This is a genomic window from Chromobacterium sp. ASV23 (genome assembly GCF_016428945.1).
GTDB lineage: Bacteria > Pseudomonadota > Gammaproteobacteria > Burkholderiales > Chromobacteriaceae > Chromobacterium > Chromobacterium sinusclupearum.
Genome location: NZ_JAELTR010000067.1, coordinates 1 through 19305 on the forward strand (window position 1 = coordinate 1; position 19305 = coordinate 19305).

Annotated in this window: 10 protein-coding genes; 6 read left to right on the forward strand and 4 right to left on the reverse strand. The window is 59.9% G+C overall.

The window, feature by feature from the left end; genetic code table 11:
- Positions 1 to 504 precede the first annotated feature (504 nt).
- Genes JHD59_RS19195 through JHD59_RS19205 form a run of 3 tightly spaced genes read right to left on the reverse strand, consistent with a single transcriptional unit; the run spans position 505 to position 4913 of the window.
- The gene (locus tag JHD59_RS19195) at positions 505 to 1074 is read right to left on the reverse strand and encodes an NADAR family protein (RefSeq protein WP_255521417.1); all 570 of its coding nucleotides are present in this window, start codon (positions 1072 to 1074) and stop codon (positions 505 to 507) included.
- A 4-nt stretch (positions 1075 to 1078) separates the two neighbouring features.
- Positions 1079 to 2044: a hypothetical protein gene (locus JHD59_RS19200; RefSeq protein WP_199155422.1), complete on the reverse strand. Its 966-nt coding sequence runs from the start codon at positions 2042 to 2044 to the stop codon at positions 1079 to 1081.
- Between the two features lie 52 nt (positions 2045 to 2096).
- Positions 2097 to 4913, reverse strand: a complete 2817-nt coding sequence (locus JHD59_RS19205; RefSeq protein ID WP_199155423.1) for a valine--tRNA ligase — start codon at positions 4911 to 4913, stop codon at positions 2097 to 2099.
- Positions 4914 to 5126: 213 nt separating this feature from the next.
- On the opposite strand from JHD59_RS19205, the gene JHD59_RS19210 reads away from it, so the two are divergent.
- Together JHD59_RS19210 and JHD59_RS19215 are read left to right on the forward strand one after the other, a co-directional pair.
- Positions 5127 to 5870, forward strand: coding sequence for a hypothetical protein (locus JHD59_RS19210; protein ID WP_199155424.1), 744 nt, complete (start codon positions 5127 to 5129; stop codon positions 5868 to 5870).
- Entirely contained in the window at positions 5798 to 7033 is a 1236-nt protein-coding gene (locus tag JHD59_RS19215) for an amidohydrolase family protein (protein ID WP_199155425.1), read from the forward strand. Before JHD59_RS19210 ends, JHD59_RS19215 begins: the two co-directional genes overlap by 73 nt.
- Before the next feature lie 81 nt (positions 7034 to 7114).
- Here the strand turns inward: JHD59_RS19215 and JHD59_RS19220 are convergent, their stop codons facing one another.
- Positions 7115 to 7906 (reverse strand): peptidylprolyl isomerase, encoded by a 792-nt coding sequence (locus JHD59_RS19220; protein WP_199155426.1) that lies wholly within the window; start codon positions 7904 to 7906, stop codon positions 7115 to 7117.
- Between the two features lie 282 nt (positions 7907 to 8188).
- Between JHD59_RS19220 and JHD59_RS19225 the strand changes: the two genes are divergently transcribed.
- The 4 genes from JHD59_RS19225 to JHD59_RS19240 form a co-directional block, all read left to right on the forward strand.
- On the forward strand, positions 8189 to 9268 hold the full coding sequence (locus JHD59_RS19225; RefSeq protein ID WP_233164405.1) for a hypothetical protein: 1080 nt from the start codon (positions 8189 to 8191) through the stop codon (positions 9266 to 9268).
- A gap of 442 nt (positions 9269 to 9710) precedes the next feature.
- Positions 9711 to 11840 (forward strand): type I secretion system permease/ATPase, encoded by a 2130-nt coding sequence (locus JHD59_RS19230; RefSeq protein WP_368671623.1) that lies wholly within the window; start codon positions 9711 to 9713, stop codon positions 11838 to 11840.
- Positions 11837 to 13237, forward strand: coding sequence for an HlyD family type I secretion periplasmic adaptor subunit (locus tag JHD59_RS19235; RefSeq protein ID WP_103320137.1), 1401 nt, complete (start codon positions 11837 to 11839; stop codon positions 13235 to 13237). The genes JHD59_RS19230 and JHD59_RS19235 overlap by 4 nt, the downstream gene beginning before the upstream one ends.
- Positions 13238 to 13904: 667 nt before the next feature.
- A partial coding sequence (locus JHD59_RS19240) for a retention module-containing protein (protein ID WP_199155429.1) occupies positions 13905 to 19305 on the forward strand: 5401 nt, incomplete at its 3' end.

Here is a 19305-nt window from a genome sequence, read left to right on the forward strand (position 1 = left end):
CCCCCCCCCCCCCCCCCCCCCCCCCCCCCCCCCCCCCCCCCCCCCCCCCCCCTTTTGAGTCTCGTGGGCTCGGAGATGTGTATAAGAGACAGCTGCATACCATATACCTAAATTATGAAGGAGAAATCAAAGAAGTAATCTCCCCAACCATTGTCTTGATATAGGGCTATTTATTAGATCCAAAGAAATTCGACAAGGCAAAATGATGACGACCCACCCTTCTCCATCAGCGCAAGCCGGCTTCGATGCCATTTTCAAGGTTTTAAGTCGCTGGTTGTTCGACGCGGCGCGGCGGTAGCGCGCCGCTAGTTCCGGCGACTCTTTGAAAATGGCTTTGAAGACGGGGTTTCGCAGCGCTGCTGGGCTGCCTTTTCTTTCGTCTATTTCTTTTGGCGGAGCAAAAGAAATAGACCCGTCACGCCGGGCGGAACCGGCACCCAAACATCTGCCCGCGAAGCGGGCACAAAAATCCTAATAAACCAACGTAGCAAACGTTGAGCTGCATTACCAACTGACAAGAGGCATGCTTTCTTCAATAAAGAAAAGATTTATCCCCTCTCTTACCTTAAATTCTCTCTGATTGACGAGTCCATTATTCCAATAAAACTCTCTGACTCCCATCCAAATTCGACCAAGAACATTTTCCCCAACCAGATACTCACCCCTCTTTTGAGCACCCCAAAATTGATCAAAACTAGAAATCTCAACAATTGGCATATCTCCAGAAATTTCAAATATCCTTGAAAAATGCTTTTGATACTGAAGGTATTTTATTGAAACAACCATTTTCATAACATACACTCGAATATCCAGCCAGTCCTCCCTCACATCACTACCAAATGGGGCACAAACTCTCTTTGACTCGATCGGACTGCCTGCATGAATGATAAATCTCTGAATATCTGGCCTTGAAGGATATTTCAAGGACTGATAGAGTGCCTCAGACGAGCCAATACGTTTCCCATTAACCAACAAGGGGAATTGACGAGCCATGTTAGAGAAATCCCCATATAGCTCATCCGTTCGATAAAAAGATGCAACCCCCTCAACGGGGTATTTTCTAATATTACTCAATCAATCACCTCTCATAAACTTTTCTTTCAAAAAGAGGCAACCATTCGCCCAACGACCACCAATAAGCAAGTGGTAAATTATTTGGACAATTCCTATAAGAAAGCATAGTACCACCAAACCCAAAACCATCGTAACCATCATAACCCATAGGCTTAAGAGAAGGCTTTACTGTACCATGTCTTTCTATTATATCAATCCCCGCTTCGCACAAAGCAATTTCCGAATTAAATCGCTCAACTGCATTTGGAAAAAATTTCGTACCACAATGTAAATTCCTAAGAGTTGACGGATTAAATCTCTGAAAATTTTCAATATAATTAGACAGCTTGCCACTGCTCATAGAGTCGGAATGCATCCAAAACTTGTCTGAAAAATTCTTTTCACTTAACCTATTTTCCAAAGCAGGCATCACTCTCTTAGCCTTTACAATATCAAGATTTCCCCACTGGCCCTTCCACTTACTATTATATTGCCATGCAGCAGAAGAGCAAACAGACATATACAATACAATAACTGTCTTCTTGCGTTCAAGCATTTCGTTCAACCCAGACAGATCACTTCTCAACCTCCCACCAGTAAACATAAAATCATCAATATAAAACAGAATACCTTTCTCAAATTCATTTACAGGAAGATTAATATTCGTATACTTTTTTACATAAAAAGCAAGCAAATCAGCTAGCTCCACTTGACTATTTCCATCTTGTTGCACATTCAAGATAGAAACCTGACTCCAAAACCGCGAAAGATCCCTACCACAAATCTTCTCACTCCTAACAATATTTTCAATAGAATAAATTAGCTTATTTCGGCTTACATAACCTTTCTCCAAAAATGACTTGGTCACATTCAAAATAGCACCCTGAATACTCCGATCAAATTGAGAAATCCAACCCTCTACACGGTCTGGAGTTACATTATTAACACTATAATCTGATACAATTGCAGAAATTTCAGAAAAAATCTTCATGACATATCCAAGATGAAAAAAATCCCCGCGAAAATCGCGGGGATTACTTGAATTACGCCAGCTTAACAAGCTGCGCCCTAACCTTCTCCAACTTGTCATTCAGCTCAGCCAACTGAGCCTTGTCGCGCTCAACCAAGTGCGCCGGCGCCTTGTCGACATAGCCCGGCTTCTCCAGCTTGGCGGTCAGCTTGGCCAGCTCGGCTTCCACCTTGCCCTGCTCCTTGCTCAGGCGCGCGGTTTCGGCGGCTTTGTCCACTTCCACCTTCAGCATCAGGCGGGCTTCGCCGGAGATGGCCACCGGGGCGTCGTCTTCCGGCAGCTTGGCCACCAGCGTGCCCTCGGTCAGGCGGGCCAGCAGTTTCAGGTAGGGCACGAAGTCGGCGATAGACGCATCGGCGGTTTCGATGAACAGCGGCGCCTTGACGGCGGGGCCGATGCCCATTTCGCCGCGCAGATTGCGCACCGCGTTGACCATGTCCTTGAAGGCTTCCATGCGCGCGTTGGCTTGCGCGTTGATCTTGCCCTCTTCCGCCACCGGCCAGGCGGCCAGCATCAGCGAGTCGGTCTTCTTGGCGTTGGCCAGCGGAGCGACGGTTTGCCACAGCTCTTCGGTGATGAAGGGCATCAGCGGGTGGGTCAGGCGCAGCGCCACTTCCAGCACGCGCACCAGGGTGCGGCGGGTGGCGCGCTGCTGGGCTTCGTTGCCGCCCTGGATCTGCACCTTGGCCAGTTCCACGTACCAGTCGCAGTACTCGTTCCAGATGAATTCGTAGATCACCTGTGCGGCGATGTCGAAGCGGTAGGTTTCCAGCGCGCTGGTGACGTCGATCTCAGCCTGCTGCAGGCGGCCGATGATCCATTGGTCGACAAAGCTGTATTCCAGCGGCAGGGTCTCAATCTGGCCGCAGTCTTTGCCTTCCGCGTTCATCATCACAAAGCGGGTGGCGTTCCACAGCTTGTTGCAGAAGTTGCGGTAGCCTTCGGCGCGCTTGAAGTCGAAGTTGACCGATCGGCCCAGCGTGGCGTAGCTGGCCATGGTGAAGCGCAGCGCGTCGGTGCCATAGGCCGGGATGCCTTCCGGGAACAGCTTTTCCGTGGCCTTGGCGATCTGCGGGGCCTTTTCCGGGCGGCGCAGGCCGGTGGTGCGTTTTTCCACCAGCGGCGCCAGCGCGATGCCGTCGATCAGGTCCACCGGGTCGATCACGTTGCCCTCGGACTTGGACATCTTCTTGCCTTCGTGGTCGCGCACCATGCCGTGGATGTAGACATCCTTGAACGGTACCTTGCCGGTGAAGTGCTTGGTCATCATGATCATCCGGGCCACCCAGAAGAAGATGATTTCGTAGCCGGTCACCAGCACTTGCGAGGGCAGGAAGGCTTTGAGCTCAGGCGTTTCTTCCGGCCAGCCCAGGGTGGAGAACGGCACCAGAGCGGAGCTGAACCAGGTGTCCAGCACGTCCTGTTCGCGGCGCAGGGTCTTGCCGCCGGCCTTGGCCTGGGCCTCTTCCTCGGTGCGGCCGACGTAGATGTTGCCGTCTTCGTCGTACCAGGCCGGGATCTGGTGGCCCCACCACAGTTGGCGGGAGATGCACCAATCCTGGATGTTCTTCATCCACTGGTTGTAGGTGTTGACCCAGTTTTCCGGCACGAAGCGCACTTCGCCGGATTCCACGGCTTCGATCGCCTTGGCGGCGATGGATAGTCCGGTGGCGTCGCCTTCGGCGACCTTGTTCATGGCCACGAACCATTGGTCGGTCAACAGCGGCTCGATCACGGTGCCGGTGCGGTCGCCGCGCGGCACCATCAGTTTGTGCGGCTTGGTTTCCAGCAGCAGGCCCTGGGCTTGCAGATCGGCCAGCATGGCCTTGCGCGCCTCCTGGGCGGTGAGGCCGGCATAGGCGGCCGGCAGCTCGATGGTGCCTTGGGCGGCGCCATCGAAGCCGAAGATTTGCGCCTTGGCCAGAATCTTGGCTTCCAGGCTCATCACGTTGATCAGCTGGGTGTTGTGGCGCTTGCCCACTTCGTAGTCGTTGAAGTCGTGCGCCGGGGTGATCTTGACGAAGCCGGTGCCGAATTCCTTGTCCACGTACTCGTCGGCGATCACCGGGATGGTGCGGCCTGTGAGCGGCAGCTGCAGCTGCTTGCCCACCAGGTGCAGGTAGCGCTCGTCATCCGGGGCGATGGCCACGGCCACGTCGCCGAGCAGCGTTTCCGGACGGGTGGTGGCGACAGTGACGTACTCATCGCTATCCACCACCGGGTATTTGATGTGCCACATGTGGCCGTCTTCTTCCTCGGATACCACTTCGAGGTCGGAGATGGCGGTGCCCAGCTTGGCGTCCCAGTTGGACAGGCGCTTGCCGCGGTAGATCAGGCCCTGCTCGTACAGGCGGACGAAGACTTCCGTCACCACCTCGGCGCGGGTGTCATCCATGGTGAAGTATTCGCGGTCCCAATCCACCGAGCAGCCGACGCGGCGCATCTGGCTGGTGATGGTGCCGCCGGATTTTTCCTTCCATTCCCAGATTTTGCTGGTGAAGGCTTCGCGGCCCATGTCGTGGCGATTCAGACCCTGATCGGCCAGCTGGCGCTCCACCACGATCTGGGTGGCGATGCCGGCGTGGTCGGTGCCCGGAATCCAGACGGTGTTATGGCCCTTCATCCGGTAGTAGCGGGTGAGGCCGTCCATGATGGTCTGGTTGAAGGCGTGGCCCATGTGCAGCGTGCCGGTGACGTTGGGCGGCGGCAGCTGGATGGCGAAAGACGGTTTGGCGGTGTCCATGCTCGGCTTGAAGTAGCCGGCCTGTTCCCAGTGTTGGTACCAACGGCGCTCGAGGTCGCCCGGTTCGTAGCTCTTGGCAAGTTCCATGTCTGAATCTTGGTTTTCTGGATGGAAAAATGGTTCGATTATAACCGGTTTTCAGCTGTTCTCCGAGTGCCGCCATGCCTGCGGGGCACCCAGCCCACGCCCACCTCCTGTCCCTTACGGCAGGGCGCTGACAATCCATTTGAAATTTTTCATGAAAAAAGATTAGCATTTTGCTTGAAATGACATGTGAATGCACAAATCAAGGAGCCACCGATGCCTCACGACCACACCTTAGGCTGCGCCTGCTGCGGCCACGCCCCCAAGCTGGGCGGTACGCAAGAAGATAATGAAAACATGCTGGATGCCATCAAACTGACGCTGCTCGATCGCTTTCGCCAAACCCCGCAACAACCTGTGATCTTTCATGGCGGCACCATCCACACCATGGAAGCGCCTGCCAGCCGGACGGTGGAGGCGCTGGGCATAGCCAACGGCGTGATTGTGGCGACGGGTTCCTTTGATGAAGTTCAAAGGAAAATGGCAGAGGAAGGCTTCGATGCCCACGAACGCCTATTAGATGGCCGCACACTGATGCCCGGCCTGATCGACCCTCACATGCATATTCTCGGCAGCGCGCTGAACAAGGGGTGGAATAATGTCTCGGCCTTCGACAAGCAAAACCTCGACCCGCAGTACAGCTGGGAACGCCTGAGCGCCCAGATTGGCGAAATGCTGGGCAACTCGCAGAGTCAGCAATATTTGCTGAACGATCATGACGGCAGCACAGCCTGGTTCGTCGGCTATGGTTTAGATCCCTCCCTGATGCGCGACTGGCCGAACATCAATTTGGGGAAGATGGATAGCCTATGGACAGGAAAAATTGCCGACCGGAACATTGCGATTCTGCTGGTCAACGCCTCCGGCCATCTGCGTATGTCAACAGCGTGGCCAATCAAAAACTGCTCAACAAAAGCGCCGGCGGCGTGCTGGCTGAAGGCCAAGTCACCGATGCCATGAATCTGGTCAATCGATCGACCCTGGCCAAGAAGAGCCTGGGCAACTGCGTCGCGGAAGTGCTTCAGGATGCCGTCAGCAAAGGCATCACCACGCTATTCGACCCTAGCATGGGCACCATTCCAGACAACTCGGCCAAGGAGCTGGAACTTGGCGCGCTGCGCTTGATCGCCCAGTTTGGTCCGCTGCGGCTGGCTGGCGGCCTGTTTGTGCGCACGCAGGATGATCTCAGCTACTGGCTGGAAAACTACCACCTGGACTTGGACAATCATCTGAACCAGCGTTTCAGCATCAAGGGCATCAAGATCATCTCCGATGGTTCCAACCAGGGGCTGACAGGCTTCCAGAAACAGCCGTACCACTGCCTTATCAACCCTGACAAATCCAAGGTGCCCCCCGTGCCAGGCGTGCCGCTCAATGGCAAATACAATTACAAACCCAAGTCCGATCTCGAATCTCTGGTGCTGCGCGCCTTATGCCAAGGCTGGCCCACGCTGGTGCATGCCAATGGCGACAAGGCAATCAAGCGGGTGCTGAACGCCTACGGCAAGGCCCTGAATCCTTTCCCGCACGAAACCAGCAGCGCGCCCGCCAAGCGCCGCCGCGCGCTGCGCTCTCGCCTGGAGCATGCCTCGCTGCTGAATGACGAGGACATCGGCAGGATGGCGTCGATGGGCTTGAGCCCCAGCTTCTTGATCGGACACGTCGGCTACTGGGGCTACGTTTTCCAGGAAAAGATCTTTGGCGAGAACAAGGCGCGATTGCTCGACCGCTGCCAATCCGCCCTTAACGCCGGCATGCGCGTCAGCTTGCATTCCGACCACTTTGTTTCCCCGCTGGGGCCGCTGCGCATGGCGGAACAGGCCATCTATCGCAAAATGGAGGCCGCGCCAGGCTCGGAAAAACCGGCGCTGAATGCGGAAGAAGGCCTGACTCACGAGCAGGCGCTGCGCGCGGTGACGCTGGACGCGGCCTGGCACTGCCATCTGGATCATCTGGTCGGTTCGCTGGAGCCTGGAAAGCTGGCGGATTTGGTGATCCTGAAGGATGACCCGCTGGATCCGTCCAAGGAGGCACTGCGCGATATCGCCGTCCATGAAACCTGGCTGGCCGGCGCGCCGTCCTACGTTAAGCCGGACTACGCATTAAACTCAGCGGCAACATGAAAAAGCCTGCCCCGAAACGGGCAGGCTTTTATGCGTACGCCGCGCCGCCAACCATGCGCAGGCACGGACGGCGCCCGCGACTTACTCGACTTTGGCCTTGCCCTTCAAGTCCTGGATCATCTTGTCAAAGGCCGTGCGCTGCATTTCCTGCTGCAGCTGCGGCTTCACGTCTTCAAACTTGGGGCCTTCCGCCTCGCGCACGCCTTCCAGCTTGATGATGTGATAGCCGTATTGCGATTTCACCGGAGTTTGGGTGATTTCACCCGGCTTCAGGGCGACCATGGCTTCGCCGAACTCCTTCACGTACTGGCTGGGATCGCTCCAACCCAGATCGCCGCCGCTGTTCTTGCTGCCCAGGTCGTCGGACTTGGCCTTGGCCAGCGCATCAAACGACTTGCCTTTCTTCAGCTGCGCCAGGATGGCGTTGGCTTCCTTTTCGGTTTTCACCAGGATATGACGCGCGTGGTATTCCTTGGACGGCGTGGCCGCCTTCAGGCGGTCATACTCGGCCTTGAGTTGATCGTCGGAAATCACATTGGTTTTGATGAAGTTTTGCTGAAAGGCATTCAGCAACACGCCGCGCTGGGCCATTTCCAGCTCTTGCTTGACCGCGTCGCTCTTGTCGATGCCTTGTTTTTTGGCCTCTTGAACCAGCACTTCATTGGTAACCAGGAAATCGCGGATCTGCTGGCGCAGCTCCGGGCTATCCTTGACGCCATGCTCTTCCTGCGATTTCAGGATCAGGTCCATTCTGGATTGAGGAATGGCTACGCCGTTTACCGTGGCGACCGGCGCGTCTGCGGCAAAGGCTGCCGGCGCGGCAAAAACGGCCAGCAGGCAGGCGGTCAGGGCAAGGCGGGATGGCTTGTGCATGGATGTTTCCTTGTCTGGATATGCGTTTGGGTTGGCTTACAGTCGGTGAATTGTGCCAGAGCCGGCTAACAGTGCAAGCCCGGCCTGGCCAGGCTGGCCATCCGCTGGCGATGCCGCCGGAAATCCGCCCGGCGGCTATCCGTCTATCATGTTCATCCCGCATCGATAAATCAAGCGCGCCGCGCAAGCGCTCGCACCGTCCACATGCCATCAGCAAGCGCCAGCCTGCTTGCTATATTTGAGCATGCCCCCGACACGCCAAGGCGATAACACCCAGTGCCCATGCGCTTGAGCCGCTTTCCCGCCTCCACCCAACTGATTGTCCGCGTGCTACTGCATGGCGCGCTGGCAGCGCTGACCGCTTGCGCCATCAGCCAAGCGGAACCGGTTGATAGCGTGGCGCCCTCCTCCGGTCCGCCGGCCCAGCTGGGACGGCATGTGCTATTGATCGCCTACGAGCTGCGCAACGGCGGGATTTCCAAAACCGTGCGCAGCTTTCTCAATGCGGCGGCCTATCTGCATTGGCAAGTCAAGGTGACGGACGCCAAGAGCGACCGCAATGCCGTGCGCGAGCAATTGCTGCTGCACGCCACCGCGCAGGAGATTTCCGGCGTGGCCCTGGTCGGCACGGACAGCTCGGATTTCCATCTGGAAATGACCATGCTGAAACAAATGGGCAAGCCCGCCGTGGGCTGGCACGCCGGCAGCAGCCCCGGCCCGAATGCCGAGCTGTTCGCCAACATCACCACCGATCCGTTGACCGTGGCGCAGACGGCCGTGGACTATGCGATAGGCAGCAGCTCCGGCCCGCTGGGCGCGGTGATCCTGACGGATTCGCATTTTTCCATCGCCATGCGCAAGGCCAACGCCATGAAGGAGGCGCTGCTGCGCTGCAAGCGATGCAAGGTGCTGGCGGTGCAGGACATGGACCTCAGCATGACTTCCCAGCTGATTCCGGCGCAAGTGCCCGTCATGGCGCAGAAGTTCGGCCGCGCTTGGACCCATACGCTGGCCATCAACGACCTCTACTTCGACAACATCAATTTCCCCTTGCATCAGATTGGCCGGCTGGACATCGTCAACATCTCCGCTGGCGATGGCTCCAACCTGGCAATGAACCGCATCCGCGAGGGCATCTCCCAGCAAAAGGCGACAGTGGCCGAGCCATGCCAGCAGCAAGGCTGGCAAATGGCCGATGAGCTGAATCGGGCCTTTGCCCGGCAGGCCCCCAGCAACTTTGTCAGCAAGCCCATATTGGTGACGCAGGAAAGGCTGCTGGTGCATCCCCGCGATGGCGATATCGAAGACGACCAAGCCTACCGCAAGGCCTATTTAGCGATCTGGTTTCCCTCGAAACATTAATCGCGGCAGATATCAGCGCAGAGGCCACATTGCGCGGCATGGGATTTTCTATTCATGCATCTTGTTAGCGGCGCGTTGCCGATTTGCCAGCCACGCCCATCCCGCCGGAAAACAGGCGGAGCGTTTTGAAACCTGCCTGGCCATCCCGATGGCTTGAATCCAGGAAAGCGCATGTTTTATCCGCCTTATTTGTTTCCCGGCCCGCCATTATCATTTTCACTCCCGCTCGCATCCGCAGCCCCGCCGCATCGCACCATGCCAACGATATGAAGCATTAATTAAAACAACGACATAGATCGAACCAAAAGAATGTTTCACCTCGATTCAAACTAGCTATAGTCAAAAAAAGGCTGGACATACTATCTGTCGGGGAGTAGTCACCATGCCGCCTGAGGTGAAAATGCAAAACATTAGTCAAGAAATACCTAATGGGGGATTGCATTTGCAAGCCACCCATCTTGATCCTTTGCTGGATTGCTTGTTCGCGCTGGCTAGACAGTACGGCATCAATGCCACGCGCGAATCGCTGGTGGCGGGGATTCCTTTGCAGAACAACCGGCTGACGCCGTCTATGTTTTCGCGTTCGGCGCGCCGCATCGGCTTGACGTCGCGGGTGGTCAGAAAACCGTTGCCGCAGCTGCCGCAGGCGCTGTTGCCCGCCGTGCTGCTGCTGAAAAGCGAGGAGGCCTGCATCCTGCGCGGCATCGACCTCAAGGCCGGCATTGTCCGCTTCAGCCATTCCGAGCTGCCGGAATCGGAGGAGACGCGCTCGCTTGATGAGTTCGCCGCCTTGTACAGCGGCATCGCCATCCTGATCCGGCCCCGCTTCCGTTACGACCGGCGGGCGCCGGAAATGGGCAATATCCGCTCGCGCCACTGGTTCTGGCACGCGGTCATCGGCGGGCTGCCGTTGTACCGCGATTCCCTGCTCGCCTCTTTGATGATCAATATATTCGCCCTGGTGCTGCCGCTGGTTTCGATGAATGTGTACGACCGGGTGGTGCCTAACCTGGCCATTTACACCTTGTGGGTGCTGGCGGCCGGGGCGATTTTGTCGCTGGTGTTCGATTTTCTGCTGAAGATGACACGCGGCTATATGCTGGACCTGGCGAGCAAGCGCATAGACATCCAGCTGTCCTCTCTGATCATGGAACGCGTGCTGGGGGTGCGGATGTCGGCCAAGCCGGCGTCCGTCGGAGCCTTTGCCGCCAATTTGCGTTCATTCGAAACCATACGCGACTTCATCGCGTCCGCCTCCATCACCGCGCTGATCGACCTGCCCTTCGTCCTGATCTTCCTGGCGGCGGTGGCATGGATTCAACCGCTGCTGATGCTGCCCATATTGATAGGCGGGGCGATGATGCTCATCTTCGCCCTGCTGATCCAGGAGAAGATGAAGGTATTGACCGAGGCCACCCTGCGCGCCACGGCCCAACGCAATGCCCAGCTGGTGGAAACGCTTGGCGAGCTGGAAAGCATCAAGATTCTGGCCGCGGAGGGCCAGCAACAAGGCCGCTGGGAAGAAGCCACCGCCTATCTGGCGCATATCGGCGCCAGACTGAAAATGCTGGCGGCGTCGGCCAATAATTTTTCCGGCTTGGTCCAGCAAAGCGTGACCATCGCCGTGCTGGTGATAGGCGTCTATGCCATCTTTCGCGGCCAGGCCTCGCAGGGCGGCGTGATCGCCGCGGTGATGCTTTCCGGCCGCGCCATGGCGCCGCTGGGACAGCTGGTGGGCCTGCTCACCCAGTACCATAACGCCAAGCTGTCGCTGAAGTCGCTGGACACCTTCATGGAAATGCCGGTGGAGCGGGAAAAGGACGCCAACTTCTTCCACCGCACCAGTTTCAAAGGCGACATCGAATTCCGCAACGTCGATTTCCAATATCCGGACAACCCGGCCAACGCGCTGCGCAATGTATCGTTCCACCTCAAGGCGGGGGAACGGGTGGGCATCATCGGCCGCATCGGATCCGGCAAGTCAACGCTGCAGCGGCTGATCATGGGCCTGTATCACCCGGACCAGGGATCGGTGCGCATAGACGGCATCGACATCCACCAGATCGACCCCACCGAACTGCGCCGCAATATCGGCCATGTGCCGCAGGATGCCTCGCTGTTTTACGGCACCCTGCGCCAGAACATCTCCATGGGCTCCCCCCATGCCTACGATGCCAGCATCGAGGCCGCCGTTGAGCTGGCGGGCTTGTCCGAGTTCGTCAACGGCCACCCGCAGGGCTACGACATGATCATAGGCGAGCGCGGCCAGTCCTTGTCCGGCGGGCAGCGCAAGGCCGTGACCATCGCCCGCGCCCTGCTCAACGCGCCGCCCATCCTGCTGCTGGACGAACCCACCAGCAATATGGATAGCGGCGCCGAGGCGCATATCAAACAGACCCTGGCCAAGATCATGCCGGGCAAGACGGTGGTGCTGATCACCCACCATTCCGCGCTGCTTGACCTGGTGGACCGGCTCATCATCATCGAAAACGGCGCCATTGTGGCCGACGGCCCGAAGGCGGAGGTCATCCAAGCCCTGCAGCAGGGGCAAGTTTCCAGGGGAAAAACATGAAGCAGCCGTTCTGGCAACGCTGGATGGAACAAGGCCAACGCAAGACCTCCCCATACTGGGAACGGGTCATGGACTGGGCGGAGGCGCGCGACTTGCAAGAGCATGTCGATTTCGCCACCGACGCCGACTGGGCGATTCTGCAACAAAGCCCGGGCCGCCCCCGCGTCTTCATCTGGACCATGGCCGGCTTGTTTCTGGCGGCCTTCATGTGGGCCGCCTTCGCTCAGATCAACGAGGTGACCAAGGGCCAGGGCAAGGTGGTGCCCACTTCGCAGATCCAGCACATTCAGAGCCTGGATGGCGGCGTCGTGGCCAAGCTATGGGTGCATGAGGGGCAGATCGTGCAGCAAAACCAGCTGCTGCTGAGCATAGACAACACCCGATTTGTCTCGTCGCTGCAGGCCAATCAGGCCCAATATCTGGCGCTGTTGGGCAAGGCCGCGCGGCTGGGCGCGATTGCCCATGGCACGCCGCTGGCCATTCCGTCCCAGGTTAGCCAGCAGGCCCCGGACATCGCCCGCCAGGAAATGGCGCTGTATCTGGCCAAAAAGCAGGAGCTGGACAACAACCTCGCCATCGCCAGGGGGGAATTGGCCCAGCGCATGCAGGAAATGAACGAAATGAAGGCGCGCCGGCAGCAGGCGGATCAAAGCTTCCAGTTCACCAGCAAGGAGCTGGAGCAAACGCGGCCGCTGCTGGACTCCGGCGCCGCATCCGATGTGGACCTGTTGCGGCTGGAGCGCGAGGTTTCGCGCTTCAAAGGCGATCGCGACATGGCGCAGGCGCAGATTTCCCGCCTGCAAGCCGCCATAGAGGAGGCCAATCGCAAGATCCAGGAAAACGAACTGACGTTCCGCAACCAGGCCAGCGCCGAGCTTTCCGACACCATGGCCAAGATCAACAGCCTGTCCGCGGACACCTCCGGCCTGGCCAACAAGGTGAAGCTGTCCGAAATGCGCTCCCCCGTGCACGGCCAAGTCAAGCAGATCTACGCCAATACGATAGGCGGCGTGGTGGCGCCGGGCAAAGACATCATGGAGATTGTGCCCCTGGGCGAATCGCTGGTGGTGGAGACGCGCATCCTGCCGCGCGACATCGCCTTCATCCGCCCCGGGCAGCGCGCCACTGTGCGCTTCACCGCCTACGACTACACGATTTACGGCGGCATGGAGGGCGTAGTGCAGGACGTCAGCGCCGACACCGAAACCGACGAGCGCGGCAATTCCTTTTACCTGGCCAAGATAAAAACCAAGCAAGGCACGCTGGGCGACCGCCATTTGCCCATCATTCCCGGCATGGTGGCCCAGGTGGACATCATGACCGGCACCAAGAGCATTCTGTCCTACCTGCTGAAGCCCGTACTGCGCGCCAAATCGGAAGCCTTTACCGAGCGGTGAAGCCGCTGATCTGTCCTCTCAGGCCATGCCTACATAAGTCCGTCACGGAAGGAGAATGACGGATATCAAGGCAAGCAGATCACCGGCTTCCTCAAGCCAGCCGAACACTCGGCATGACCGTCCCAGAGCGCCAACGCGCCCGCGATCTGGAGTCAATCGAAACTGCTGGCCTATGGCCCGCTAAACCCATCTCAACATCGAAGCTCAAAGCGCCAGCCCCGCATGCCCAACGGCCGGCACGCGCATGTCTTTGACTCGCTGGCGGCAGCGCGACAATCACCCTGTTCTCCATCCATGCGAACCCAAGCTCCTCCCAATTGCCGACATGGCCGGAGAGGATGATTTACCGCAACCTCATGTTTCAGATAGGTATTTCTAGCAATAACTTTATTACTTGCTACAGTTAAAACTGCCTGTAGTCCATCCATCATTTAGAGCCGCTCAACAACCACGCAGAGCCCCAGTGCAAGACACGCCAAGGCAGACAGCACAAGCCATACGGCAAGAAGGCGCAAGACAGGGAGCCAGGGTTGAGTCAGCGGTTCACAGAGCAGCCTGGAAGTTTGCTTGGAGCCTTTGCAAGGCGCTGAAACATACGGCCGCACCACAAGGAGATGCACGCAGGAACAGAGGTTGATGCGCGGGATGATACGGCCGGGAGATGCCGATGGCAGCAAATACAACACTATCGGGGAAGATCGGTACTCTCAAAGGAACGGTCAGAGTCATCGATGCCCAAGGGCAGGAACACATCCTCAAAGTAGGGGATATCATCCACCCGAATGATCACCTGGTATTCGAACAGGGTGCCTCGCTACTGCTGAATCAGGATGGCGGACAGCAGGTTCTATTGTCCGACACCAAGGAAACAGGCACGCCGTCCGCCAGCAATGCCACTCCTCAAACGACGGCGCCAAGCGACGCAAACAATCCAGCCGTGCCAGGCTGGAACACCGCTATCAATGGCCAGCCGCCACAACCGGGTCAAGACGGCAATAACGCCAATGCCGAAGCGCAATCGGTCCTGGCCAGCCTGGCGAATGGCCAAGACCCGCTGGCGCAGCTGCAGTCTGCTGCGGCCGGCCTGACCGCTTCGGGCGGCACCAGCGAAAACATCGATCACACTTTTATCGACCTGACAGGCAACACCAATACAGTAGGGACCACGGGAACGGGTTTTACCTCCAGCGTCATCCCCGCCGCTACCCCCACCACCTTCACCCCGATTCCTACCACGCCGGTTAACGCATCGTTCACCCCTGCCCCCGCGCCGCCGGTAACGCTGACTTTCAACAATGTAGGCCTGACCAACCATAGCGAACCCGTGCTGCAGGGCACCGGCTCGCCGGGACTGACTGTCACCGTTTCCGAAGCGAACGGCACGGTGCTCGGCAGCGCCGTGGTTGCCGCCAATGGCAGCTGGTCGCTCACGCCAACTCAGCCCTTGCCTCAGGGCGCCAGCACGCTGATCGCCTCCTCCAGCAATAATGCCGGACAAAGCACGCAGTCGACGGCGACGGTGACAGTGGACACCATTCCGCCCCTTGCGCCGGTCGTGCACATTACGCAGCATAATGATGGCGCCGGCAGCGCCGCCATCAGCCAGACCGACCTGGTGAATGGCGCCGTCCGCGCAACGGTTCAACTCGACGCCAGCGATCTGCAACAGCAAGGCGCGGCCAACATCACGATTACGGAGGGCGGCCATCCCACCACACTCACCGTGCATAGCGACGGCAGCATCACCGGGCTGGCTTCCGGCATCCAGGCCAGCTACGCCAATGGCTTGGTCACATTGTCAATCCAGCCCGCCAGCTCGGGTACGTTATTGCAAATTGCCGCCACCCAGACCGATGCAGCCGGCAATGTTTCCAGCCCGGCCAGCGACCAAGGCCTAGTCAGCACCGCGCCTCCGGCTGCGCCGCAAATCACCATAGAGGATCATGGCGGCATCATCGCCAGCGGCGATATCCATAATCAGCAAGTCAGCGTACAAGTCGCGTTGAACAATCCCACGTTGCAGGCCGGCACCACCCTGACACTGAGCAGCAACACCGGCGAAACCTACAGCCACGCCTTGACCGCCGCCGACCTGCAAAACGGCAGTCTGGCATTGAATATCCCAGCAGCTGTCAACGGCCAAAGCTTGACGTTAAGCGCTCAATTCACCGACAGTATCGGCAACCCATCGGCCACAAGCACGCTGACCGCCACGGTAGATACCACACCGCCAGCCACGCCTTCCGTGGCGATCACCGAACACAGCGGCCAACAAATCGCCAGCGGCGATGTGGCCAACGGCCAGGTGCAGGCGACGGTCAGCCTCGATGCCAGCAACCTCGCCAACGGCGGCAGCGCCCTGGTCTCGATCAACGATGGCGGCGCGAGCAACAGCGTCACCGTCCATAGCGACGGCTCGGTGGCCAGCAGCAACCCGGCGGTGACCGCCAGTTACGCCAATGGCGTGTTGACTCTCAGCCTGCCGGAACCGGCCAATGGCCAGTCGGTCAGCGTGTCCGCGACGCAAAGCAACGCGCTCGGCAACACCTCGGCCGCCGGCACGACGAGCGGCACCTTGAACCTGACCGCGCCGAGCGCGCCGACGGTGGCAATCACCGAACACAGTGGCCAGCAAATCGCCAGCGGCGATGTGACCAACGGCCAAGTGCAGGCGACGGTCAGCCTCGATGCCAGCAACCTCGCCAACGGCGGCAGCGCCCAAGTCTCGATCAGCGACGGCGGCGCGAGCAGCAGCGTCACCGTCTATAGCGACGGCTCGGTGACCAGCAGCAATCCGGCCCTCTCCGCCCACTACGCCAACGGCGTTCTGAGCCTCGGCATTCCCGAACCGGCCAACGGCCAGGCGGTCAGCGTGTTGGCGACGCAAAGCAATGCGCTCGGCAACACCTCTCCAGCCGGAACGACGAGCGGCACCTTGAACCTGACCGCGCCGGCCGCGCCGACGGTTTCCATCACCGAGCATGCCGGCCAGCAGATCGGCAGCAGCGACCTCGCCAGCAATCACGTCCAAGCCAAGGCCAACCTCAGCGCCAGCAACCTCGCCAACGGCGGCAGCGCCCAGGTGTCGATCAGCGATGGCGGCGCGAGCAGCAGCGTCACCGTCCATAGCGACGGCTCGGTGAGCAGCAGCAACCCGGCCGTCACCGCCAGTTACGCCAATGGCGTGCTGAGCCTCGGCATTCCCGAACCGGCCAATGGCCAGGCCGTCAGCGTGTCGGCCACCCAAACCAATGCGCTGGGCAATGTTTCCACTGCCGGCAGCGCCAGCGGCACACTGAATCTGACGCCGCCGGATGCGCCCACCGTCGCCATCGTCGAACACAGCGGCCAGCAGATCGGCAGCAGCGATCTGGCGGGCGGCCACGTCCAGGCCACCATCAATCTCAGCGCCGCCAATCTCAGCGCCGGCGGCAGCGCCCTGGTCACCATCAGCGACGGCAGCGCCAACAGCACCGTCACCGTGCATAGCAATGGCGCCGTCACCAGCAGCAGCTCGGCGGTTTCCGGCCACTACGCCAATGGGGTGTTGACCCTCAGCCTGCCGGAACCGGCCAATGGCCAGGCGGTCAGCGTGTCGGCCACCCAGACCAATGCCTTGGGCAATGTCTCCTCCGCCGGCAGCGCCAGCGGCACGTTGAATCTGACGCCGCCGGACGCGCCGACTGTCTCGATTGTGGAGCACAGCGGCAAGCAGATTTCCAGCCCCGACCTGGCGGCCGGCCACGTCCAGGCCACGGTGCATTTAAGCGATGGCAATCTGAGCAGCGGCGGCAGCGCGCTGATCACCATCAAGGATGGCGGCGCCAGCAGCACGGTCAGTGTCCACAGCGACGGCTCGGTGACCAGCAGCAACCCGGCCGTCACCGCCAGCTACGCCAATGGCGTGTTGAGCCTCGGTATTCCGGAACCGGCCAATGGCCAGACGGTCAGCGTATCGGCGACGCAAACCAATGCGCTGGGCGATGTTTCCACCGCCGGCAGCGCCAGCGGGACCTTGAATCTGACCGCGCCGGCCGCGCCGACGGTTTCCATCACCGAGCATGCCGGCCAGCAGATCGGCAGCAGCGACCTCGCCAGCAATCACGTCCAAGCCAAGGTCAACCTCAGCGCCAGCAACCTCGCCAACGGCGGCAGCGCCCAGGTCTCGATCAGCGATGGCGGCGCGAGCAGCAGCGTCACCGTCCATAGCGACGGCTCGGTGACCAGCAGCAACCCGGCGGTGACCGCCAGTTACGCCAATGGCGTGCTGAGCCTCGGCATTCCCGAACCGGCCAATGGCCAGGCCGTCAGCGTGTCGGCGACGCAAAGCAACGCGCTCGGCAATGTGTCGAACGCCGGCAGCGCCGGCGGCACCCTGAACCTGACGCCGCCTGACGCGCCGACTGTCTCGATTGTCGAACACAGCGGGCAGCAGATCGGCAGCAGCGATCTCAGCGGCAATCATGTCCAAGCCACCGTCAACCTCAGCGCCAGCAACCTCGCCAGCGGCGGCAGCGCCCTGGTCACCATCCATGACGGCAGCGCCAACAGCACCGTCACCGTGCACAGCAATGGCAGCGTCACCAGCAGCAGCTCCACCGTGTCCGGCCACTATGCCAACGGCGTCTTGACCCTCAGCTTGCCGGAGCCGGCCAACGGCCAGCAGGTCAGCGTGTCGGCGACGCAAACCAATGCGCTCGGCAATGTGTCCGCCGCCGGCAGCGCCAGCGGCACCCTGAATCTGACGCCGCCTGACGCGCCCACCGTGTCCATCGTCGAGCACAGCGGCAAGCAGATTTCCAGCCCCGACCTGGCGGGCGGCCACGTCCAGGCCACGGTGCATTTAAGCGATGGCAATCTGAGCAGCGGCGGCAGCGCGCTGATCTCCATCAAGGATGGCAGCGCCAGCAGCACGGTCACCGTGCACAGCGACGGCTCGGTGACCAGCAGCAACCCAGCCGTCACCGCCAGCTACGCCAATGGCGTGTTGAGCCTCGGCATTCCGGAACCGGCCAATGGCCAGACGGTCAGCGTATCGGCGACGCAAACCAATGCGCTGGGCGATGTTTCCACCGCCGGCAGCGCCAGCGGGACCTTGAATCTGACCGCGCCGGCCGCGCCGACGGTTTCCATCACCGAGCATGCCGGCCAGCAGATCGGCAGCAGCGACCTCGCCAGCAATCACGTCCAAGCCAAGGTCAATCTCAGCGCCAGCAACCTCGCCAACGGCGGCAGCGCCCAAGTCTCGATCAGCGATGGCGGCGCGAGCAGCAGCGTCACCGTCCATAGCGACGGCTCGGTGAGCAGCAGCAACCCGGCGGTGACCGCCAGTTACGCCAATGGCGTGTTGAGCCTCGGCATTCCCGAGCCGGCCAACGGCCAGGCGGTCAGCGTGTCGGCGACGCAAAGCAACGCGCTGGGCAATGTTTCCCATGCCGCCAGCGCCAGCGGCACGCTGAATCTGACGCCGCCGGATGCGCCCACGGTCGCCATCGTCGAGCACAGCGGCCAGCAGATCGGCAGCAGCGATCTGGCGGGCAGCCACGTCCAGGCCACCGTCAATCTTAGCTCCGCCAATCTCAGCGCCGGCGGCAGCGCCCTGGTCACCATCAGCGACGGCAGCGCCAACAGCACCGTCACCGTGCATAGCAATGGCACCGTCACCAGCAGCAGCTCGACGGTTTCCGGCCACTACGCCAATGGCGTGTTGACTCTCAGCCTGCCGGAACCGGCCAATGGCCAGGCGGTCAGCGTGTCGGCCACCCAAACCAACGCCTTGGGCAATGTCTCCTCCGCCGGCAGCGCCAGCGGCACGTTGAATCTGACGCCGCCGGACGCGCCGACTGTCTCGATTGTCGAGCACAGCGGTAAGCAGATTTCCAGCCCCGACCTGGCGGGCGGCCACGTCCAGGCCTCGGTGCATTTAAGCGATAGCAATCTGAGCAGCGGCGGCAGCGCGCTGATCACCATCAAGGATGGCAGCGCCAGCAGCACGGTCAGTGTCCACAGCGACGGCTCGGTGACCAGCAGCAACCCGGCCGTCACCGCTAGCTACGCCAATGGCGTGC